The organism is Nocardia sp. NPDC047038, from assembly GCF_040644075.1.
GTDB classification, from domain to species: domain Bacteria; phylum Actinomycetota; class Actinomycetes; order Mycobacteriales; family Mycobacteriaceae; genus Nocardia; species Nocardia sichangensis.
This window is the reverse complement of the sequence record NZ_JBEYVQ010000004.1, coordinates 397005-416471: the sequence shown is the minus strand read 5'-3', so window position 1 is coordinate 416471 and position 19467 is coordinate 397005. Positions and strand designations below refer to the sequence as shown.

The following is a 19467-nucleotide window of genomic DNA, read 5'->3' as shown; positions in this document are numbered from 1 at the left end:
CGGAACTCTCGGGGTTTCAGTCGCCGAGGGAGTGCACCGCGTGTGAACACGCGGCGCGATCAGGTGGTGGCGTGCGCGCGCTGTGCCCGCTGGATCAGATGCTCGACGAGGGTGAGCAGGACGTCTTTGCAAGAGCTGCGGTCGCGGGCGTCGCAGAGCATGACGGGGGTCACCGTGTCGAGGTCGAGGGCGTCACGCACTTCGTCGATGGTGTATCGCGGTGCGCCGTCGAAGCAGTTGACGCCCACCATGAACGGCAGACCACGCCGCTCGAAGAAGTCCACGGCGGCGAAGGAGTTGCCCAGTCTGCGGGTGTCGGCCAGCACGACCGCGCCGAGCGCGCCGCGCGCGAGTTCGTCCCACAGGAACCAGAACCGATCCTGGCCGGGCGTGCCGAACAGGTAGAGCACCAGCTCACGGTCGATGGTGAGCCTGCCGAAGTCCAAGGCGACCGTGGTCGTGGACTTCTGCTCGACGCCCGACAGATCGTCGATGCCGGTGCTCACCTCGGTGATCAGTTCTTCGGTGCGCAGTGGCGCGACTTCGCTGATCGCGGAGACCATCGTGGTCTTGCCGACGCCGAACCCGCCGGCGACGAGGATCTTGACCGAGGCGGCCAGTTGCGGTGTGCCGCTCGGGTCAAAGTTTTCGGATTCCATCCAGTACCGCTCGCAATATGTTGAGGTCATCGGGTCCGGCCTCCGTCGGAACGGGAGCGCGGAAGATCAGTTGCCCGTCGCCGATCAGGTCACCGACGAGGATCTTCGTCACCGCCAGCGGCAAACGCAACTGTGCGGAGAGTTCGGCGACGGTCTGCGAGACCCGGGACAGGCGAAGGATTTCGGCGTACTCGGGTTCACTGCGTCGCAGTGCGGCCGCGGAGGTGTCCGCGACCACGGTGGTGAGCATATCCAGTTCGGGTCCGGCGCCGCTGGTGCGCCCGCGCGTCAGCGCGTAGGGACGTACCAGCGGACCGGCCGCCTCGTCGAACCAGGGCTCACGCGGATTGGTCATGGCGGTCGCTATTCGACATGTCCGACGAGGTCTTGGCGCGGAGTTGTGGACAGGTAGTTGCCTACGCGCTGGACGGTGAGGTTCATCTCGTAGGCCACCATGCCGAGATTGGCCGATTCGGCGGCCTGCAGTGCCAGGCAGGCGTTGTCGCCCGCGGAGGTCACGAACAGCACCGCGCGGTCCAGTTCGATGACCGCCTGGCGGACCCCGCCGCCGTCGAATCGGTTGCCCGCGCTGCGCGCCAGCCCGTAGAGCGCCGAGGACATCGCGCCGAAGTGTTCGGCGTCCTCGCGGTTCATTCCGCTGGAGCGGCCCAGCAGCAGCCCGTCGGTGGACAGCACCACCGCGTGGCGCACGCCGGCCAGCCGGTCGACGAGATCGTCGAGCAGCCAATTGAGATCACCTGCGGGAGAAGCGGACACACCTAGCCTTCCTGTTCGTCGGAGATGGCAGCGCGACGGCCCTGCCTGGTCCCGTTCTCGATGGCGGACATCAGATCGCGGGCTTGCTCGGCGGAGCGGGGCGGCTGCGCGGGTGCGGCCTGCTCCTGGACCGGCTGCGCCAATTGCGGTGCGAGGTTGGTCTGGCGGCTCCGGCGGGGCAACGCCGGACGGCCGTCCGGACCCGCCTGCGTCGGCGCCTCGGTATACGGGCGCGGCCCGTAGCGCGGGGGTGCGGCCGGTTCGGCGGAAAGGGTCGCCACCGGTGATGCCGCCTGCGCGAACGTCCCGGTATCCGCCGCGACCGCGGCACCGGCGACGAGTTTGCGTCGGCTGCCGGGATCGGTGAGTTCCGCCGGTGTCTGCGGTGCGACGGAATCCGTCGCGATCAGCGCGGTCGGAATGAGCACGATGGCCTTGATACCGCCGTAGTCGGAGTCCGACAGCCGCACCGCGATGCCGTGGCGCGTAGCCAGCTGCGCGACCACGAACAGCCCGAGCCGGGAGTCCGCCGACAGCGCCGCCACGCCGAAATCCGGTGGGTTGCGCAGCATCTCGTTCATCTTGGTCAGTTCGGCTTCGGACATGCCCATGCCCTGATCGCCGATCTCGACCACCACGCCCTTGCCGACCACGTTGCCGGTCACCTCGACCCTCGACTGCGGCGGGGAGAAGGAGGTCGCGTTGTCCACCAGCTCCGCGAGCAGGTGGATGAGGTCGGCGACCACCGTGCCGAGTACGCGGACCTCGGGCAGCCGCGCCACCCGGACCCGCGCGTAGTCGAGGGTCTCACCAACGGCGCTGCGCACCAAGTCGACCAGCGGCACGGGGTTGCGCCACTGCCTGCCCGGCTTGCCGCCGCCGAGGATGGTGAGGTTCTCGGCGTTGCGCCGCTCCCTGGTCGCGAGATGATCGAGGCGGAACAAGGTGTCGAGCAGGATCGGGTCCTCCTGCCGCTGCTCGGCTTCGTCGAGGATCTCCAGTTGCCGGTGCACGACGATCTGGCTGCGGTGCGCGATGTTCAGGAACACCGCTTTGACGCCCTCCCTGGTACGAGATTCGGCGACCGCCGCGGAGACGGCCGCGGAATGCGCGTGCTGGAAAGCCTTGGCCACTTGGCCGATCTCGTCGCTGCCGTAGTCCAGATTCGGGGATTCGACCGCGGGATCGACGGTCTCTCCGTCGCGCAGCCTGCGCATCATCTCCGGCAGCCGCTCATCGGCCAGGGCCAGCGTTTGACCGCGCAGCCGCTTCAACCGGCGGATGACCCGATTGGCGATCACCACGGCGATGAGAAACGCCAGCACGCTGACCACCAGCACGCCGCCGCCCGCGAACGCGGATCTGGTCGCCGCCGCGGCCGCCTTGTCCTCCGCGAGTTTCTGCGATGCCCGGTTGTGCCCGGTCCAGGCATCCATCAGGCCGCGGTTGACCTCGGCGGCGGCGCTGCGCCATTCCTGCGTGTTCAGTGGCAGCGGCGGCGGACTCGATGAACGCGTACCGCTGCCGGATGTGCTCGAGCCGGTCGGCGCGGCAGGAGTCACGGCGCGCTGGGCGATGGCGTTCTCCATCGCGGTGAGCTGCTGCCAGGCCGGGCTCGCGGTCAGCGTCTGCAGTTGGTGCTGTTCGGCGCCCTGCAGTTCGGCGCTGAGCGCGGCGATCTCGGTGTGGTAGAAGCCGACCTGACGGACGTACTCCTCGGCGGGAATGGCCGGTGGCGCGGTGACGCCGTCGACGTACAGGCCGCCGAGCGCGTTGCTGCGCGCCATCGACTCGGTAGCGTTGAACAGGCGCATGCCGGTGGCGATCCGCACGCCGATCTCGGTGTACGGGGCGGTCTGCTCGGCGACTTTGGTGCCGACGGAGATCACGTCGAGCAGGCGGTTGAAGAACATGTACGCGTCCGAGGGCGGCAGCGCCGCGGCGTCGACGCCGGAACGCACGGCGGTCATGTTCTGCGTGAGGGTGGTGAAGTTGGCGACGTTGTCGCCGAGCTTGGAGTCGTCGATGTCGCGGAGGCCCTCGGAGGCCTGGACCAAGCCGCGCAGCGCACCGTCCAGTCGCATCCGCGCGGCGCCGAGTGGTACCGCCGCTGTGGGGTCGCCGCTCAGCTGTGCGAGCGTCAAGTAGCGTTCCTGCTGGACCGCCTCCATCAATTCCCTGGTCGAGGGAATGGCCTTCTGGTTCTCGGCGGCCCAGTCCTTGGCTTTGGTTCCTTCCGCGACCAGATAGCTCGCAGCGCCCACGCCGACGACAAGCAGAGTCAGGCTCGGAATGAGCGCGATCGCCAGAATCCGGGTGCGGACCCCGAGCCTCGCTCTGAACATCGGCACAACGTAATCCACGAACCCGGCGATCCGGACGTCCTGTCCCGGTGAGCGGGACTGGAGTTGACGTGACACGCGTCCTCGTGATCCGGCCGCGCTCTACCGAAATTTATTGCCGGAGCACATAACTGGGAGGTGATGGCGTCCGGCGCGGCTCACCTGAGCGGTCGGCCGTGGCCCGATACGCCCCGAAATCCTCCCGTGGCCGGTTCAGGGCGCCTCGAACGCGGCGTAGATTGTCCGTATCCCTCGGTTACTCACAAGTAGGAGGCAACGATGCCCGCGCCGGAAGCCGATGTATTCGACCGCCTCAGCGCGCTGGCCGCGATCGAGGCGCCCGCAGATCGTCAGCGCAGGACGATCGCCGAGACCTTCACCGGAAAGCCGCTCGGCAATGTGCCGGTCGGCACGGCAGCTGATGTCGCCGCCGCCTTCGAGAAGGCCAGGGCCGCGCAGCGGAGCTGGGCAGCCAAGCCGGTGGCCGAACGCGCCGCCGTGCTGGATCGTTACCGCGCGCTGGTGGTGGAGCACCGTGAATTCCTGATGGACGTCGTGCAGGCCGAGACCGGCAAAGCGCGCTGGGCGGCCCAGGAAGAGATCATGGGCCTGATGTTCGCGGCCCGCTATTTCGCCAGGATCGCACCGAGCCTGCTGGGCGGCCACCGAGTAGCGGGCGCCTTTCCGGTGCTCAACCGCGCCTCCGTGCGGTACCAGCCCAAAGGCGTGGTCGGCGTCATCGCCCCGTGGAACTACCCGCTGCTGCTGTCGATCGGCGATTCCATACCGGCGCTCATCGCGGGTAACGCCGTGGTGGTCAAACCCGACAGCCAGACTCCGTTCTCCACGCTGGCCGGTGCGGAATTGCTCTACCGGGCCGGTCTGCCCCGGGAGCTGCTCGCGGTCGTCCCCGGGCCGGGCGGCGTTGTCGGCACCGCGATCGTCGAGGCCTGCGACTACCTGATGTTCACCGGGTCGTCGGCGACCGGCCGCACCCTGGCCGAACAGTGCGGCCGCAGGCTGATCGGCTTCTCCGCCGAACTCGGCGGGAAGAATCCGATGATCGTGGCCGCTGGCGCCGACCTGGACAAGGCCGCGCGGGCGGCCGTGCGCGCCTGCTTCTCCAACGCCGGGCAGTTGTGCATCTCGATCGAGCGGCTCTATGTCGAGCGGCAAATCGCCGCGGCGTTCACCGAAAAATTCGTCGCCGCCACGAACGCCGCCAGACTCGGTGCCGCCTACGATTATTCGACCGACATCGGCAGCCTCATCTCCGAAGCGCAACTGGAGACGGTGTCCAAGCACGTCGCGGACGCCACCTCCAAGGGAGCGAAGGTCCTCACCGGCGGAAAGGCCCGCCCGGATCTGGGTCCGCTGTTCTTCGAGCCGACCGTCCTCGGCGAAGTGACCGACGAGATGGAATGCGGCCGCGACGAAACCTTCGGACCGCTGGTGTCGATCTATCCGGTCGACGATGTCGAGGAGGCCGTGCGCCTGGCCAATGACACCGCCTACGGTCTCAACGCCTCGGTGTGGGCGGGAAGCAAGTCCGAAGGCGAGCGGATCGCGGCGCGGCTGCACGCGGGCACGGTCTGTGTGGACGAGGGTTACGCGCCGGCATGGGGCACCACCGGGGCGCCGATGGGCGGTATGGGTATCTCCGGTGTGGGGCGCCGCCACGGGCCGGACGGCCTGCTCAAATTCACCGAGCCGCAGTCGATCGTGGTCACCCGTTTCATGAACCTCGACGCGCCGAAACTGTTCCCCAAGGGCAAGTGGCAGCCGTTCCTGATGACGGTGGCCCGGAGTCTGCGTTTCCTGCCCAGGCGCTGAGACACGACGTCCGTCCGGGTGGTCGTGCCCACCCGGACGGACGACCCGCCGGTTCGGTCGTGCAGGGGTCACGCCAACCGGTCGGCTCCGGTGCGCGGCGGCCCGCCCGCCGCCAGCGCCGCTGCTTCTTCGTCGGTGAGCAGCCGTGATCTGATGACGAAACGCATGTCCTCGAGTGCGTCCGAGGGGCCGCCGCCGGGCTCGTCGGCCACGTCCACGGTGAGGTGGGCGTGCTTCAAGTGCTCGTATTGCTCCCCGCTGATCCACAATTCGGTGTGCCAGGGAAGGCTGCCCAGCAGAACGTCCTCACCGCCGATCCGGGACTCCCGGATGGGCAGGCAGCGCGGCGATCCGCTGTCGTGGTGTCGGTCGGATTGGTGCAGCAGCACGGCCCCGTGCTGGTCGATCACGTGGCGCAGCACGGCCCTGGCGCGGTCGGTGATGTCCACCCGATGCGTTCGGTGCGCCGCCGTACCGCGTGGGCGACGGAGCCGGGCATCGGGTAGTCGGCGATGCCGGAGTCCGGCCCCCGGTCTGGTGTAGCTCATGATTCCTCGCAGATATCTCGGACCGACCCACTATGGTCCGCCGAGGTTGGTGCGAGGTTGGTGGGAAAATCTCAGTCGCGCAACGCGGTATGCAGCCGAGCCGCGACCAGGGCGCGGCGCACGTCGTCGGGCGGCAGCAACCGCAGCGCGTGCTCGTGCACCGCGATGTCACGGGGCACGCGTTCGCCGAACGCCACCGCGTGCTCGGCGCGGTCCCCGGCGAGCACGGCGGTGCGCACACCCACGTCGAGATGATCACGCCACTGCAGCACGGCGGGCGCTTCCGATCCGGGCAGCAGCGGCCCCCGGTACAGCCAGACCGCCGAGGTGGTGTCGCCCGCGGTGACGGCGGCGAGCAGGTCGACGGCGTCGCAGGACACCGGGCCGGTGAGGGCATAACGGCGATTGCTGATCTCGCCGCCGATCGCGCGGCGCAGGTGCGAGACGTCGGCTTTCAGTGTGCTGATGGAAACCGCGCGGTCGCCGTAGAGGGCGGCGTGCAATTGCTCCGGGGAGAAGCCGTCCGGCTGGAGCGCCAGCAGCGCGAGGATCTCCAATTGCCGAGGGGGCAGGGGCAAGGGCACGCCGTCGCGCACCAGTCGTGCGGCGCCGAGGCATTCCAGCCGGATTCCCGGCTCGGGCACGGGCGCGGCCGTGCGCAACATCGTCTCCACCGCCGTCACCAGCGCGCGCACCGAGGTCCGCACCGCGGGATGGGAACGGTCCCAGGTACTGGACAGATCCAGCGCGCCGACCTGCCTGCCGTCGGGGCCGTGGATCGGTGCGGAATAGCAGACCCAGCCGTGCAGGGCGGCGACCAGGTGCTCGGCGGAGAACACGGAGGCAGGGCGATCGGTGTGCAGCGCGAGGGCGAGGCCGTTGGTGCCCATATGGCTTTCGTCCCAGCAGCCGCCGGGTGCGAGATTGACCTGCTCGGCCTGCCTGCGCAGGGTGCGGTCACCGCAGGACCACAGGACGGTGCCCGCGCTGTCGGTGACCACGGCCAGATAACCGGAGTCCTCGGTGACGGCGCGCAGTTCACCTGCCAGCGCCGTCACCGGATCGCGCAACGGGGAAGCGGCCCAGCGGTCGCCGATGTCGTCCACTCCCGGCGCGCCGGTGGTGCCCGGATCGACGGTGTGCAACGACCGCCGCCAGGATTGCGCTACTTCGTTGCGCAGGACGGTGTTCCGTGGCTCCGGTGTCGCCCGCGGAGCCGTCGCCCAACGCTCCCATTCTCTTTCCAGTTCGACCCGCTGTTGCGTGAGGGTGCGGAACCGCGCCACGTGGAAGACCCATCGTCGTGTGAGCTCGTATTCGCACTCTCATTCTGGCGGACGCCGGTGACGGTGGCGAACTGTTCGAGCCCTACCCGCCGGTCACGCCATAAGCTGCTGGCATGGCGACCGGTACTCCACGTGCACGCCTCGCCGACGTGCACGCAGTGGCCTCGGGCATGCCCCACGTGACGCGCGTCGACGGACCACGCGGCAACCCGATCTACCAGGTCGGGGGCAAATCGTTCGTGTTCTTCCGCAATCCGCGTCCGGACGCGGTCGACCCGGCGACCGGCGAGCGCTATGCCGATGTGATCGTGATCTGGGTGCCGTCGGAGTCGGACAAACAGGCGCTGGTCCAGGACCCGGACTCGCCGTTCTTCACCACGCCGCATTTCGACGGACATCCGTCGGTCCTGGTGCGCGCGGCCGAACTCGGCGAACTGAGCCGTCGGGAACTCACCGAGGTCATCCAGGACGCCTGGCTGGCCCGGGCCTCGCGTAAGCGCGCGGCGGACTGGCTTGCCGCCCATCCGCCGCGCTGAGCGGTCACTTCCGGATGAAAATGCCTGCGACGTCGGCGTTCTTGATCGGGGTGTCGGCATTGGCCTGAGCGCCGCACAGCAAGTCGACCGAGACCATCGTCGCGTCCACCACGGTCCCCGCCGGCTCGCGGTCGTCCTTGCTCTGTTGCTTGACGAACTTGGTGATCGTCGTGCGCTTGGTGTCCTGGTCCTGCTTGATGTACTCGCTGCACGGGGTGTCGCCGCCGCGGTTGAGCGCGCGTTCGATGTCAGTGCAGCCCGCGAGCGCCATGGCGACCATCGCGATCCCGAGGCCGGTTCGGCCGGTCCGTGACAGCGTGGCGTTCATGGGACTCCTCCTGAGGTTCGGCGGCGCTGCCCGCCGCGATCGGACTCCAGACTAGAGCGCTCCCGGGCGAGTGTTCACCACGACAGGGGCTAGGCGCGAAAGACGCACAGCGGGATGTCGATCTCCGCGGGGGTGAGCGAACCGTGGTGACCGACCAGCCGGGACTGCAGCGGTTCCGCGCCGGTCCGGATGACGCCGCGCCGCCCGTGGGCGACCACGACCAGATCGCCGATGCGCTGGGCGATCGCGGGGTCCACGGTAGGCCCGAACCAGCCTCGGCGCACGGTTTCCGCTTTGCCGAGCACCTCGAAGTCCGCGCCGAGGGTGGCCTGCCAGGCTGCCGCGACATCGGATTCGGCGCCCGGCTCGGTGTAGACGTGCCGGGCGCGGGCTTCACCGCCGAGTGCCCGGACACCCTCTTGCAACACGGGAGTGGTGTCGAAATCGATACGGTCGTCCAGCAGCACCATGCCGTGATCGGCGGTCACCAGCAGCGCCGCTCCGGCGGGCAACTCCTCGGCGAGCGCGGCGGCGAGCCGGTCGGCATGGGCGAGTTCTAACTCCCAGGATCGCGAGGCGGGTCCGCGCACGTGTCCGGTGAGGTCGAGATCGCCGTGGTAGGTGTAGACCAGGGAGCGTGGACCGGCGCGCAGCGCCTCGCTCACATTGGCGACGAGATCGCCGAACGACAGCTGGGGACGGAACTCGCAGCCGCGCAGAACCGCCTCGGTCAGTCCCGATCCCGCCTGATCGCGCGGCGACACCTGGGCGACGGCGATGCCGTCGGCGGCGGCGCGCTGGAAAACCGTTGTGCGCGGCTGGAACTCCGTCGGAGCGAGTTCCTTCCGCAGATCGGACTTCGGTACGCCGTGCAGCCGCCAGGACAGCGGAGTGAACAGCGAGTCGTAGCCGGGGACGTGGAACAGATAGCCGACGATGCCGTGCTCGCCGGGAGGAACGCCCACCCCGAGCGAGGCCAGGCTGGTGGCCGTCGTCGTCGGGAAACCGGCCGTGAGCGAGGCAGGCGCGAGACCGGACAGGAAGGGCGCCGCAGCGGGATTCGCGACCAGATCGTGGTAGCCGAGCCCGTCCACCAGCAGGACGCAGACCTGGTCGGCGTCGAGCTCCAGCCCGAGGCGGTCCGCCTCGCCGGGCACGCCGAGACCGGCGAGGACGGAGGGGAACAGGTCGGCCAGGGAACCCGTACCGTAACGCGGCGCGACGAACACGAAGGTCAGGATGTCAACGCAGACGGCAGGCTGGCAAGGGCATTCACGCCTGCCCGGTCTCGAAACGGCTCACCTTGCCTTCGCGCAGGACGAATCGCCAGGTGGTTCGCATCGAGCCCCAGCGTGTATTGGTGTAGTCGGCGACCAGTTCGGTGCCGTCGTCGCCGACCGACTCGACCTGCATGCGGGCATTGCTGTCGAAGATCTCCGCTTCGGTCCACTGGGCGAGGTTGCGCTCCACACCGTCGTCGGACATGGTGGCGTCGTCGGTGAGCACCGCGTAGAACCGGTCTTGATCATTGGCGTTGAGCGCGTCGACGAACTCCTGCACCGTCGGATCCAGCTGCGCGGTCATCCGTGTCGTCCTCTCGGATCGGTGTGGGGAGCATCGGAGGAGCAAACGTCTGGCGTTCACTCTAGGGCAGCGGCGGCGCGCCGGGTTCGATCAATGTCGCGAAGGTCCGCATCACGTCGTCCACCAACGCCGAGCCGGTGGTGCCGAACTGTCCCGCGCGCTTCTCCAGCTGTCCGTCCAGCCACAGCGAGGCCAGGCCGTGGCCGAGTCCCCAGAACATGACGGCCAGTGTGTCGGCTTTGTCGGCGGGCAGCGCGCCCGCGCGAACGCACTCCGTGATCGCGTCGGCCAGCACTCCGAAAGCCGCGTCGCCGGCTGCCATGGTGTCGGGATGCTTGTCGGGCTGGGAGAGTTCGGGCCGGAACATCAGGCGGAAGTAGGCCGGTTGCTCGCGGGAGAACCGCACGTAGGTGTTCGCCAGCGCGGTCAGGGCGGCCATGGGCGTTTCCGCCTCGGCGCGGGCGGCCGCCAGTTGCGCTCCGAGCATCTGGAAACCCTGGGTGGACAGTGTTGCCAGCAGCGCGGCTCGGTCGGGGAAGTGGTGGTACGGCGCCGCGGTGCTCACGCCTGCCTCGCGGGCCACCCGGCGCAGGCTGACCGCGGCGAGCCCTTCGGTTTCGATCAACCGCAGGCAGGCGGCCAGCAGCGCGTCGCGCAGGGCGCCGTGGTGGTAACTGGTCCGCGTCACCGTCCGAGCGTATGCGACGTGTCCTGGACAACCTAACTATGCGGTGCTTAGATTATCTGAGCGGCGCTCAGATGAGTGCGGCGCAGCCACTTCACGAGACGGATGAAGAAATGAGCACACGGGTATCGGTCACCGGCGCAACGGGTTTCGTCGCCGGTCACGTCATCGCCGAATTGCTGGAGCATGGCTACGCCGTGCGCGCGACGGTTCGCGACCTCGCCGACACCGGCAAACGGGCACACCTGGTCGAGCTGGCCCGGCGAACCGGGGGCGAACTGGAGTTCGCGCAAGCCGACCTGAACGGCGACGACGGCTGGGCAGCCGCCGTCGCGGGTAGCGCCGCGGTGCTGCACGTCGCCTCGCCGTTCCCCACCACCCCGCCCGACGACGAGCGAGAACTCATCGACACGGCGGTCGAAGGAACGCTGCGCGTGCTGCGCGCCTGCGCCGCCGCTGGCACCGTCCGCCGGGTGGTGCTCACCTCCTCGATCGCGGCGATCGTCGCCGGGCACACCGAGGACGTTCTGCGCACCGAGGCCGACTGGACGGTGGTCGAGCGCAGCCCGGCCTATCAGAAGAGCAAGACGCTGGCCGAGCGGGCGGCCTGGGATTTCGTCGCACGGCTTCCGGCGGGCGAGCGATTCGAACTGGTCGTCGTCAACCCGGGAATGGTGCTGGGGCCGGTGCTGTCCACCACGACGAGCACCTCGCACGAGCCCATACGGAGACTGCTCGCCGGGGACGTGCCCGGCACGCCCCGCGTCGGCTGGGCGCCGGTCGACGTGCGCGATCTCGCCGTGGCGCATCGGCTCGCGATGGAAACGCCAGAAGCCGCAGGCAACCGCTATATCTGCGCGGGCGAGCACCTGTGGATGGGGGAAATGGCGCGCATCCTCACCGAGGAATTCGGGCCGCGCGGATTCCGGGTGCCGACCAGGCAGTTGCCGAATTGGCTGGTGCGCGGCGTAGCGATCTTCGACAAGGGCGTCCGGCTGACCCTGCCGGCCCTGGGGCGCACCGAGTCGCTCAGCGCCGAGAAAGCCCGGCGCGAACTGGGCTGGACCATGCGCCCGGTCCGGGAAACCGTGCTGGACACCGCCGAAAGCTTGCTGCAGCACGGGATCGTCGAACCACCGCGAGGCAAGTCCACCTCCCGGGCGGTCGCGCCGCGCGCCGTACGCGTCTGAGGGGGCGGGCATGCTGATCGCGACGTTGATCATCACCACGGTCACCATGACGCGGCGCTGGTTCGCCCGTCGATCCCCGCGCGCGAACGCCGCGGCGCGCAACGCTCCCGGCCCGGTCCGTCGGGCGCTGCGCAGGCCGGTACCGGTGGTCGCCGCTGTCGTCGCGCTGCTCGGCATCGTGGTGGCCGCGGGTGCGCTCGCCCAGTGCTGAATCGGCCCCGAAGTACGGCGGTCCGGCCCGGTTCGCTAGACAGGACACGTGACTGCGCAGCGCCCCTTCCGGTTCGGTGTCAACATGGTGGTCCCCGAGTCCAGGTCGAATTGGATCGAAAAGTGCCGTCGAGCAGAGGAACTCGGCTTCGACGTGGTGGGTGTCGCCGACCATCTCGGCCTGCCCGCGCCGTTCCCCGCGATGATCCTGGCCGCCGAGGCGACCGAGCGGGTGCGGTTGAACACCTTCGTGCTCAACACCGCGTTCTACAACCCCGTCCTGCTGGCCCGTGACGTGGCCGGTGCCGACCAGTTCACCGACGGGCGGGTCGAACTCGGGCTCGGCGCGGGCTACGTGCAGGCGGAATTCGAGGCCGCGGGCATCCCGTTCGAAAGCGGGAGCAAGCGCGTCGAGCACCTGGAACAGACGGTGGTCACATTGCGCGGCCTGTTCGCCGATCCGGAGTATCAGCCGCAACCCGCGCAGCCGTCGGGACCGCCCGTGCTCATCGGCGGATGGGGTGATCGCTTGCTCGCCGTCGCCGCGCGGCACGCTGACATCATCGCCTTCACGGGCGCGGCGGCCGCGCGCAACGGCGGGCCACTGCAGATGGCCGGGCTCGACGAGATCGAGGAGCGCGTCGCCTATGTGCGGGATCTGCTCGGTCCGCGGCTGGACAAGGTCGAGTTCAACATCCTCGTGCAGCGGGTGGTGCCGCCCGAGGAGCGCGCGAGCGTGCTGGAGGTCTTCGGTCCGGCGCTGCCGCCCGACGTCGCCGACTCCCCGGAGGAACATCCGATCCTGCTCATGGGCACTCCCGAGGAGATGGCCGACCGCCTGCGCGATCGGCGCGATCGCTACGGCATCACCTACATCACCGTCCTCGAGGACAGCATGGAGAAGTTCGCCCCGGTCATCGCGTTGCTGCGCTGATCCGCCGGACGCGAGTCACGGCAGCGGATCGATGATGACGCGCGGATCGATCTGCCTGAGCCGTCTCGGGCGGCTGGTCAGGCAGGGCCAGGTGCGGGCGACCGCCTCGCGGGTGACATGGCCCGCGGCGACGAGGGCGTCGGCGGGGGCCGCGCCGCCGAGTGGTGTGAGCGGCGGGCTCACGGTGCGGTCGAACGACGGGACGACGGTGTGCGGCAGGCCGACCAGCACGGCCAGGATGTCGAGCCGATCGGCCGGAATGTGCGTGCGCGCCGCCGCGAGAACGGTGCTCGGAACGACGATGGTGTTTCCCGCGTCGACCGTCGCCCAGACGACCGCTTGGGCGTAGCTGGCGCGGTTGGCGAACGCGACGACGGCGGCGGCATCGAAGACGACTCCGCCGAGTGCGCGGGTGGTCACGCCGCGCCTGCGTGCCGTACGTCCACCTCCTCGCCGGGTAGTAGCGGCGGCGTCGGCACGGCGTGGTCGGGCAGCGTGCGGATGGCCTTTCGCGGTCTGTGCTCCCGAAGCGGCGGCATGCCCACGACTCTAGCCGGGTGCGTCCTCGCGATGGACGATCACGCGGGTTTGTGCCACAGCAGTGTGTAGCGCCACATGAGCCGCCGCCGCATGCGCGCTCCGGGCAGGAGTTCCGCTGCGGCGGAGCGGATCTCGGCGTATCCGTCCACGGGGTCGCGCGTTCGCGCACTCGGCCAGGAGACGCGGTGCGCGAGGTCCATCGCCCGGGTGAGCGGCACCAGTGGGAAGTAGTGGAAGTCCGTGCGCGGCGTCATCTTCCACAACCCGACCACGGCGAGCACGCCGCCGGGCGCGACCAGGTCGCGCAGTGCCGTGAGCCCCGCCCGCAGCGAAACATGATGCAGCGTGGCGACGGTGGTGACGACATCGAAAGAGCCCGCGTGAGCCGATGTCGAGGGCGCTGCGCGCGGAGAGTGGCACCTGCTTCAACAGCCAGGGGTGGTAGCGGGTGTTGTGATTCCAGTAGGGATCGTCGCGCACGCTGTCATCGTAAGGCGGTGGCTGGACGCTGGGCTCAGTCACCGTGAACCGCTGGGCACCGGTCACCCGGAGCAACTCCAGGGCCGACGCTTCCCGGCTGCCGGGCGCCGCCGAATAGACGACGACGGCTTGGTCGGTGTCCGGGACGAGCAGGGTGTCGCAGTCCAGCCGCAACGAGCCCAGGTCCGGGTGATCGATCGTCTTGGTCGCGCTGCGCCACTGCCCCGACCGCCGCGCGTTCCACAGTTGCTCGAATCGTGGACTGCGGGAGCGCAGTTCGGAGACCAGCCGTAGCAGGCCGGGATCGTCGGGATAGCGCGCGCGGGCGCTGCGCAGGCTGGCGACCGAGAACGCCGCGGCATTGTCGGCCTCGGCGGGTGTCATCATCACCCGCCCGGGTTCGGTGCCGAGGAAACGCTGCCAGATGATGTTGCGCTGGGCGGGCGGTCACACGGAGAAATCGCCGAGCAGCGCGGTCGCCATCGGATTCCAGGCCGGCAGATCGGCTTTCGCCGACAGCACCAGCGCGGGCAGATCCGCCATCCGGTCCAGCAGACGCAAGACGCTGGGCCGCACCACCATGTCGATGCGGCCCTCCTGCGGAGGCGCCGAGATCGCGATCGGCGAGGTAGTTTCGACGCTGCCTGTGCCGTTATGCAGTGTGACCACGACCTTGAACACGTCGTCGGGCACATCCTTCGGCGGATACGACTGTGTCGCGCCGCCCTGTGTAGACGGTCGTCTGTCCCTCGTCGGTCCAGTCCGACAAATTCCTGCCGGCAATGGGGGTCGGTGACGAGCCGAGCCAGACAACGGACGGAGTGCCGCTGCCCGCCGCTTGGGAGGCAGTGGCTTCGAACACTCCGGCTCTCTGCCAGTCCCTCACTCTGCGCCAGCAGGCCATCCCGGACCGGAAACCCAACTCCAGGGGCAGGTCTTCCTACCCGATCCCGGTGAACAGCACGAACAGAATCCCCTGCGACACCAGCCGGTCGTCCATCCGCGCCGGTCCGGGTGTCCCGCCGCCCGGACCGGCAGTAGCGGTTCGATCACCGCCCACAACTCGTCATCCACAATCCACGGTGCCGCCACGACGAAACATACTGCACCGCAACGGTAATCACCGCTACTCAAACGAACCTGTCAGACGCTCTCAGGTGGCCTTTTGCCGCGGCGGTGCTCGATCCAGGCATCCAGCGCGTCCCGGAAGAACTCGACCTCCTCGGGGGTCAAGTCGAAGTCGATTACCCAGTCCTCGGCCATGACGAGTGCGCTCAGGATGTCGCTGTCCTCCGATTCGCCGACGATCTCGAAGTGGTGTCCATCCTTGGTGTCCATGGACAGACTGAAGCCGTCGCGCTCGGGTACTTCAACCTCCTGGTTCAGAATTTCGGCCATGGCCGGCCCCGCCTCGATGTCGAGTACTTCGCCGATCCCCCTGGCGACGTCCTCGTGATGCTCCTCCACCTTTCGCGCGTAGCCATACTCGAGAAAAGCGTCCACTACCTCGCGGTTCTTTTTTGCTAGCTGGGCGTTGGCGAAGCTGACCAGGCATGTCGTGCAGAAGCCGACCGGCCCCAGGTCGGCGCCGGGCTCCTGGACCGAAAAGACGGCTGGCTCACTGCATCTTTCGCATGGTGGTGTCACTTCTTCTCCGCACTTCCGAACGGGATTCTTTCGATGCTGTAGACGGCAACCCAGATGTGCTTCACCCCTTCTTCTCCTCCTCCACGCGGGGCGATGCGGCTCTGCTCCCAGATCATGAGCACGTCCCGGGGCCTGAGTATCCGGAGAAGCTCGCGGTAGCCTGGCCGGTCTTTTGTGGAGTACCGTCAGCCGCCCAGGAAGCGCTGGGTGGCATCGTAGACGTGGCGTTGGTAGGCACGATCGCGGGAGCGGACCGAGGACGGCTTGTCGCGTCCGGTGTCCACGGCGCGGACCGCACGGATATAGCTGCCGCTGGGGTGCGCGGCGGGGCGGGTGGCCGTCGCGACCACCGTGCGCGCGGGCCGCTCGGGGGAGGACATCAACGGTGCGCCGAGGAGGCCGATCAGGTGCAGCGGACCGCCCGCACTGCGCTGGAATCCGGTGCGCACCGCCCCTGGATCCACCGCGTACACCGCGATACGGTCACGCCACCGCTCGGCCAGCGCGTAGGTATAGGCGAGATTGGCGAGTTTGCTCGACGCGTACGCGCCCATCTGCGTCCACTCCCCCGGAAGTGCCCAGTCCTGGATCGGGCGGGCCCGCGCTTCCAGGTACGAGGTCATCATGATCACTCGCGCTGGTGAATTCCTCTGTTCACCGATCGGTTTCAGGAGCGATTCGAGGCCGCGGGTAAGTCCGGCGACCGCCAGGTGATTGACGGCCACGGTCCGTTCGACGCCATCCACAGTGAGGCCGTGGCGATCGAACGCGGCGCCCGCGTTGTTGACCAGGACGTTGAGGCCGTCCGGTGCGGCGCGGTGCACTTGATCGACGAGTCGCCGCACCCCCGAACGTGTTTCGAGGTCGGCATCGACGGGAATCAGGCCGCCCGGCACGTCGCCCATGCGCGCTGCGGCCTCTCGCGCACGTTCCGCGCTGCGCCCGTGTACCAGTACGGTCCAGCCGAGCCGCGCCAGTGCGCGACCAACCGAGAATCCGATACCGCTGGTCGCTCCGGTCACCAGGGCGGTCGAAGCCGATGGGACCGCCAATGGATTAGTTGTGTCCATTGCTCTTATTCTCGGAGCGCAGAATGGAATGGCAATACCAAAATCGAGTCCGGAGAAGCCGATGCCCATGTCCACCGATACGCTGACCGCCAAGGGACTACGTAGCCGCGCCAAGATCGTCGACACCGCCGCGCGCCTGATGCTCGCGAACGGTGCGCACGGCACCACGATGGAGGCGATCCAGCACGAGGCGGGCGTCAGCGCATCGCAGCTGTATCACTACTTCGACAACAAACGGGACCTGCTGGCGGCGGTCATCCAATCCAGCACCGAGGTCGTGACGGCCAACAAGTGGCTGCTCGATATGCGTTCACTACCCGATCTGCGCGCGTGGCGGGATGCGGTGGTCGGCGCGGCGCGTGCGACCGGCTGTCGCACCGGGTGTCCACTGGCTTCGTTCGCCGAGGACATCCCCGACACCGATCCGGAGCTTCTCGAACTGGTGGCCGCCGGATTGCGCCGCCTCACCGCCGCCGTGGCCGAGGGCCTCACCGCCATGCGCGACGGGGGAGAACTGCGCCCGGATACCGACATCAACCGCCTGGCGCTCGTTGTCGTCACCGCCTACGAGGGCGGCATGCTCGTCTCCCGCGCCCAGCGCGACCCCGCACCGCTGGAGGCAGCGCTCGACGCCGCCGTCGCCTGTGTCGAGACACAGGCCGCTCGCACGGATCGGTGATGTCGAACGGATCGCGGCCCCGATGACAGCCGCACCGACCCCACGACCACCTACTTCGCAACACGACCTACGTGTGAATTGCGCGGCTACGGCTTCGTTGGAATGTTGCCGTGTTCCGGTGCGGGCCGATGGGTGCCTCGGTCCGGGCTCGCGCAGGTCAGCGGGCGCCTCCGTTGACATACAGCGTCTGGCCGCTGACGTAGCTCGCCTCGTCGCTGGCGAGGAACGCGATGACCGCCGCGACTTCGTCGGGCTGTCCCACCCGGCCCAGCGGCGTACGGTCCGCGGCGGCTTTCTGATGGTCTTCGGCCGTCACACCGACCCGGTTCGCGGTGGCGGCGGTCATTGCGGTGGCGATATAGCCGGGCGCCACCGCGTTCACCGTGATGTTGTAGGGCCCGAGTTCGAGAGCGAGCGTCGCGGTCAGTCCCTGGATGCCTGCCTTGGCGGCGGCGTAGTTGGCCTGGCCGCGATTGCCGAGCGCCGACCGGCTCGACAGCGACACGATCCGGCCGTATCGCTGGGCCACCATGAACGTCTGCGCTATCTGCGCACAGTGGTAGGCGCCGGTCAGATTGACCGCGAGTACCGCGTTCCAGTCTTCCTCGGTCAGGCGGAAGAACAGGTCGTCGCGCGTGATCCCCGCGTTGTTCACCAAGATCTGCGGACTGCCCAGATCGGTTGCGACACGGTCGAATACGTTCTGCACCGACGCGCGGTCGGTGACGTCGCAGACGTAACCGCGCGCCACGCCGCCCGCCGCGGTGATCCGCGCGGCGGTCTCGCCGGGCTCTTCGCGGTCGAGTACGGCCACGGCGGCGCCCTCGGCGGCGAGGCGCAGCGCGGTGGCCGCGCCGATGCCCTGAGCCGCGCCGGTGACAACGGCGACCCGGTCGGTGAAGCGGTGCATCGGATGTACTCCTGTCAGAACGCGGCGACGCCGGTCAGTGCGCGGCCGATGAGCAGTTTCTGGATCTGGCTCGTGCCCTCGTAGAGGGTCATCACCTTGGCGTCGCGCAGATACTTGCCGACGGGGAACTCGTCGATGTACCCGTAGCCGCCGAACACCTGCACCGCGCGATCGGCCGCACGGACCGCGGCCTCGGAAGCGAACAGCTTCGCCTTGGAGGACGCCAGGGCGAATTCCTCGCCGCGGTCGACGAGATCGGCGACCCGCCACACCAGCAGCCGCGCCGCGTCGACGTCCAGCGCGATGTCGGCGAGCAGTTCCTGCACCAGCTGGTGGGCCGCGATCGGCTTGCCGAACTGTTCCCGTTGGGTGGCGTAGCCGACGGCGGCGTCCAAGCACGCCTGGGCCAGCCCGACGCAACCGGCCGCGACCGACATGCGGCCCTTGGCCAGCGCCGCCATCGCCACGGTGAAGCCTTTGCCCTCGGCGTGCAGGCGGGCGCTGTCGGGGACGCGCACCCCGTCGAGCACGAGTTCGGCGGTGGCCTGTCCGCGCAGCCCGAGCTTGCCGTGGATCTCCCGCGCGGTGAAGCCGGGGGAGTCGGTCGGGACCAGGAACGCGCTGATGCCCCGATGCCCTTCGCCGCCGGTACGCGCGAACACCAGCGCCACATCGGCCCACGTGCCGTTGGTGATGAACATCTTCGTGCCCGACAGCACCCAGTCCGAGCCGTCGCGCACCGCGCGGGTGCGCAACTGGGCGGCGTCGGATCCGGTACCGGGCTCGGTGAGCGCGAAACAGCCGAGCGCCTCGCCGGCGACCAGTCGCGTGAGCCAGGCCTGCTTCTGCTCCTCGGTGCCGAAGTGGTGAATCGACTTCGCGACCAAGCCGAGCGACACCGAGACGATGCCGCGCACGGAGGAGTCGCCGCGCCCCAATTCCTCCAGGACCAGGCAGTACGTGAGGTGATCGCCCGCGCTGCCGCCGTACTGCTCGGGGATGGTGAGCCCGAGGAAGCCCAGTTCGCCGAGCCGGGCGACGATCGACCGGTCCACCTGTTCGTCGCGATCCCACCGGGTGGCGTGCGGCGCGATCTCCCGGTCGACGAAATCGGCCGCCAGCTGTCGCGCCGCCGTCTGCTCGCCGGACAGTTCGAGGTTCATGCGCGGTAGGCTAGCGAAGAAAAAACTTGCACCGCAAGTTTTCGGCGTGGAGCGTTCGCGGAAGGC

The 19467-nt window shown here is 68.8% G+C and carries 23 protein-coding genes and 2 pseudogenes; 6 read left to right on the top strand and 19 right to left on the bottom strand.

Translation table 11 applies throughout. The features are described 5' to 3' along the window. Window positions 1-59 precede the first annotated feature (59 nt). The 4 genes from ABZ824_RS18485 to ABZ824_RS18470 are packed head-to-tail and all read right to left on the bottom strand — an operon-like array spanning window position 60 to window position 3781. Window positions 60-659, bottom strand: coding sequence for an ATP/GTP-binding protein (locus ABZ824_RS18485; RefSeq protein ID WP_355074427.1), 600 nt, complete (start codon window positions 657-659; stop codon window positions 60-62). Next, entirely contained in the window at window positions 640-1014 is a 375-nt protein-coding gene (locus ABZ824_RS18480) for a DUF742 domain-containing protein (protein WP_356964326.1), read from the bottom strand. Before ABZ824_RS18480 ends, ABZ824_RS18485 begins: the two co-directional genes overlap by 20 nt. 8 nt (window positions 1015-1022) lie before the next feature. After that, window positions 1023-1436, bottom strand: coding sequence for a roadblock/LC7 domain-containing protein (locus ABZ824_RS18475; protein WP_355073958.1), 414 nt, complete (start codon window positions 1434-1436; stop codon window positions 1023-1025). Between the two features lie 2 nt (window positions 1437-1438). Then, entirely contained in the window at window positions 1439-3781 is a 2343-nt protein-coding gene (locus tag ABZ824_RS18470) for a nitrate- and nitrite sensing domain-containing protein (protein ID WP_356964325.1), read from the bottom strand. Window positions 3782-4057: 276 nt separating this feature from the next. On the opposite strand from ABZ824_RS18470, the gene ABZ824_RS18465 reads away from it, so the two are divergent. After that, entirely contained in the window at window positions 4058-5611 is a 1554-nt protein-coding gene (locus ABZ824_RS18465) for a succinic semialdehyde dehydrogenase (RefSeq protein WP_356964324.1), read from the top strand. Window positions 5612-5679: 68 nt separating this feature from the next. On the opposite strand, the gene ABZ824_RS18460 is transcribed toward ABZ824_RS18465, so the two are convergent. Both ABZ824_RS18460 and ABZ824_RS18455 read right to left on the bottom strand, forming a co-directional pair. Beyond that, window positions 5680-6159 carry a DUF779 domain-containing protein gene (locus ABZ824_RS18460; protein ID WP_356964323.1) on the bottom strand — a complete coding sequence of 160 codons (480 nt, stop codon included), beginning with the start codon at window positions 6157-6159 and terminating at the stop codon, window positions 5680-5682. Window positions 6160-6230: 71 nt separating this feature from the next. Further along, a complete protein-coding gene (locus ABZ824_RS18455; RefSeq protein WP_355073954.1) occupies window positions 6231-7445 on the bottom strand; it encodes a transcriptional regulator in 1215 nt (404 codons plus the stop codon). Window positions 7446-7558: 113 nt separating this feature from the next. On the opposite strand from ABZ824_RS18455, the gene ABZ824_RS18450 reads away from it, so the two are divergent. Then, entirely contained in the window at window positions 7559-7981 is a 423-nt protein-coding gene (locus ABZ824_RS18450) for an MmcQ/YjbR family DNA-binding protein (RefSeq protein ID WP_355073953.1), read from the top strand. Between the two features lie 4 nt (window positions 7982-7985). On the opposite strand, the gene ABZ824_RS18445 is transcribed toward ABZ824_RS18450, so the two are convergent. The 4 genes from ABZ824_RS18445 to ABZ824_RS18430 form a co-directional block, all read right to left on the bottom strand. Beyond that, window positions 7986-8309 (bottom strand): hypothetical protein, encoded by a 324-nt coding sequence (locus tag ABZ824_RS18445; RefSeq protein ID WP_355073951.1) that lies wholly within the window; start codon window positions 8307-8309, stop codon window positions 7986-7988. 89 nt (window positions 8310-8398) lie between these two features. Next, on the bottom strand, window positions 8399-9538 hold the full coding sequence (locus ABZ824_RS18440; RefSeq protein WP_356964322.1) for an alkaline phosphatase family protein: 1140 nt from the start codon (window positions 9536-9538) through the stop codon (window positions 8399-8401). 43 nt (window positions 9539-9581) lie between these two features. Next, on the bottom strand, window positions 9582-9893 hold the full coding sequence (locus ABZ824_RS18435) for a nuclear transport factor 2 family protein (protein ID WP_355073947.1): 312 nt from the start codon (window positions 9891-9893) through the stop codon (window positions 9582-9584). A gap of 61 nt (window positions 9894-9954) precedes the next feature. Continuing rightward, a complete protein-coding gene (locus ABZ824_RS18430) occupies window positions 9955-10581 on the bottom strand; it encodes a TetR/AcrR family transcriptional regulator (RefSeq protein WP_355073945.1) in 627 nt (208 codons plus the stop codon). Between the two features lie 110 nt (window positions 10582-10691). Between ABZ824_RS18430 and ABZ824_RS18425 the strand changes: the two genes are divergently transcribed. From ABZ824_RS18425 to ABZ824_RS18415, 3 genes are read left to right on the top strand one after another with little or no spacing between them, the layout of a single operon-like run. Further along, a complete protein-coding gene (locus ABZ824_RS18425) occupies window positions 10692-11768 on the top strand; it encodes an aldehyde reductase (RefSeq protein ID WP_356964320.1) in 1077 nt (358 codons plus the stop codon). A 10-nt stretch (window positions 11769-11778) separates the two neighbouring features. Then, the gene (locus tag ABZ824_RS18420) at window positions 11779-11979 is read left to right on the top strand and encodes a hypothetical protein (protein WP_356964319.1); all 201 of its coding nucleotides are present in this window, start codon (window positions 11779-11781) and stop codon (window positions 11977-11979) included. Window positions 11980-12027: 48 nt separating this feature from the next. Next, entirely contained in the window at window positions 12028-12912 is an 885-nt protein-coding gene (locus tag ABZ824_RS18415; RefSeq protein WP_355073940.1) for an LLM class F420-dependent oxidoreductase, read from the top strand. Window positions 12913-12927: 15 nt separating this feature from the next. Here the strand turns inward: ABZ824_RS18415 and ABZ824_RS18410 are convergent, their stop codons facing one another. The 7 genes and pseudogenes from ABZ824_RS18410 to ABZ824_RS18380 all read right to left on the bottom strand — a co-directional run bounded on the left by ABZ824_RS18410 (window position 12928) and on the right by ABZ824_RS18380 (window position 16718). Then, window positions 12928-13332 carry a hypothetical protein gene (locus ABZ824_RS18410; RefSeq protein WP_356964318.1) on the bottom strand — a complete coding sequence of 135 codons (405 nt, stop codon included), beginning with the start codon at window positions 13330-13332 and terminating at the stop codon, window positions 12928-12930. Beyond that, window positions 13329-13451 carry a hypothetical protein gene (locus ABZ824_RS18405; protein ID WP_355073936.1) on the bottom strand — a complete coding sequence of 41 codons (123 nt, stop codon included), beginning with the start codon at window positions 13449-13451 and terminating at the stop codon, window positions 13329-13331. The genes ABZ824_RS18410 and ABZ824_RS18405 overlap by 4 nt, the downstream gene beginning before the upstream one ends. 39 nt (window positions 13452-13490) lie before the next feature. Then, the gene (locus ABZ824_RS18400) at window positions 13491-13706 is read right to left on the bottom strand and encodes a hypothetical protein (RefSeq protein WP_356964583.1); all 216 of its coding nucleotides are present in this window, start codon (window positions 13704-13706) and stop codon (window positions 13491-13493) included. 307 nt (window positions 13707-14013) lie between these two features. Next, window positions 14014-14514, bottom strand: a pseudogene (locus ABZ824_RS18395) (transcriptional regulator); the annotation flags it as partial. A 271-nt stretch (window positions 14515-14785) separates the two neighbouring features. Next, a pseudogene (locus tag ABZ824_RS18390) lies at window positions 14786-15024 on the bottom strand (transposase); the annotation flags it as partial. A 51-nt stretch (window positions 15025-15075) separates the two neighbouring features. Continuing rightward, window positions 15076-15579 carry a hypothetical protein gene (locus ABZ824_RS18385; protein WP_356964316.1) on the bottom strand — a complete coding sequence of 168 codons (504 nt, stop codon included), beginning with the start codon at window positions 15577-15579 and terminating at the stop codon, window positions 15076-15078. Between the two features lie 185 nt (window positions 15580-15764). After that, window positions 15765-16718, bottom strand: a complete 954-nt coding sequence (locus tag ABZ824_RS18380; protein WP_356964314.1) for an SDR family NAD(P)-dependent oxidoreductase — start codon at window positions 16716-16718, stop codon at window positions 15765-15767. On the opposite strand from ABZ824_RS18380, the gene ABZ824_RS18375 reads away from it, so the two are divergent. Beyond that, window positions 16717-17328 (top strand): TetR family transcriptional regulator, encoded by a 612-nt coding sequence (locus tag ABZ824_RS18375; protein ID WP_356964313.1) that lies wholly within the window; start codon window positions 16717-16719, stop codon window positions 17326-17328. The genes ABZ824_RS18380 and ABZ824_RS18375 overlap by 2 nt on opposite strands. Window positions 17329-17485: 157 nt before the next feature. Here the strand turns inward: ABZ824_RS18375 and fabG are convergent, their stop codons facing one another. Beyond that, entirely contained in the window at window positions 17486-18238 is a 753-nt protein-coding gene (fabG, locus tag ABZ824_RS18370; RefSeq protein ID WP_355073931.1) for a 3-oxoacyl-ACP reductase FabG, read from the bottom strand. Window positions 18239-18252: 14 nt separating this feature from the next. Next, entirely contained in the window at window positions 18253-19401 is a 1149-nt protein-coding gene (locus ABZ824_RS18365) for an acyl-CoA dehydrogenase family protein (protein ID WP_356964311.1), read from the bottom strand. Between the last annotated feature and the right edge of the window lie 66 nt (window positions 19402-19467).

Bases quoted from the DNA above. Each gene is read 5' to 3' on its own strand.
- ABZ824_RS18480 (WP_356964326.1), bottom strand. From the start codon at position 1,014: ATGACCAATCCGCGTGAGCCCTGGTTCGACGAGGCGGCCGGTCCGCTG.
- ABZ824_RS18465 (WP_356964324.1), top strand. From the start codon at position 4,058: ATGCCCGCGCCGGAAGCCGATGTATTCGACCGCCTCAGCGCGCTGGCC.
- ABZ824_RS18365 (WP_356964311.1), bottom strand. From the start codon at position 19,401: ATGAACCTCGAACTGTCCGGCGAGCAGACGGCGGCGCGACAGCTGGCG.
- ABZ824_RS18450 (WP_355073953.1), top strand. From the start codon at position 7,559: ATGGCGACCGGTACTCCACGTGCACGCCTCGCCGACGTGCACGCAGTG.
- ABZ824_RS18485 (WP_355074427.1), bottom strand. From the start codon at position 659: ATGGAATCCGAAAACTTTGACCCGAGCGGCACACCGCAACTGGCCGCC.
- ABZ824_RS18400 (WP_356964583.1), bottom strand. From the start codon at position 13,706: ATGACGCCGCGCACGGACTTCCACTACTTCCCACTGGTGCCGCTCACC.
- ABZ824_RS18375 (WP_356964313.1), top strand. From the start codon at position 16,717: ATGTCCACCGATACGCTGACCGCCAAGGGACTACGTAGCCGCGCCAAG.
- ABZ824_RS18435 (WP_355073947.1), bottom strand. From the start codon at position 9,893: ATGACCGCGCAGCTGGATCCGACGGTGCAGGAGTTCGTCGACGCGCTC.
- ABZ824_RS18425 (WP_356964320.1), top strand. From the start codon at position 10,692: ATGAGCACACGGGTATCGGTCACCGGCGCAACGGGTTTCGTCGCCGGT.
- fabG (WP_355073931.1), bottom strand. From the start codon at position 18,238: ATGCACCGCTTCACCGACCGGGTCGCCGTTGTCACCGGCGCGGCTCAG.
- ABZ824_RS18445 (WP_355073951.1), bottom strand. From the start codon at position 8,309: ATGAACGCCACGCTGTCACGGACCGGCCGAACCGGCCTCGGGATCGCG.
- ABZ824_RS18405 (WP_355073936.1), bottom strand. From the start codon at position 13,451: ATGCCGCCGCTTCGGGAGCACAGACCGCGAAAGGCCATCCGCACGCTG.
- ABZ824_RS18420 (WP_356964319.1), top strand. From the start codon at position 11,779: ATGCTGATCGCGACGTTGATCATCACCACGGTCACCATGACGCGGCGC.
- ABZ824_RS18380 (WP_356964314.1), bottom strand. From the start codon at position 16,718: ATGGGCATCGGCTTCTCCGGACTCGATTTTGGTATTGCCATTCCATTC.
- ABZ824_RS18460 (WP_356964323.1), bottom strand. From the start codon at position 6,159: ATGAGCTACACCAGACCGGGGGCCGGACTCCGGCATCGCCGACTACCC.
- ABZ824_RS18470 (WP_356964325.1), bottom strand. From the start codon at position 3,781: ATGTTCAGAGCGAGGCTCGGGGTCCGCACCCGGATTCTGGCGATCGCG.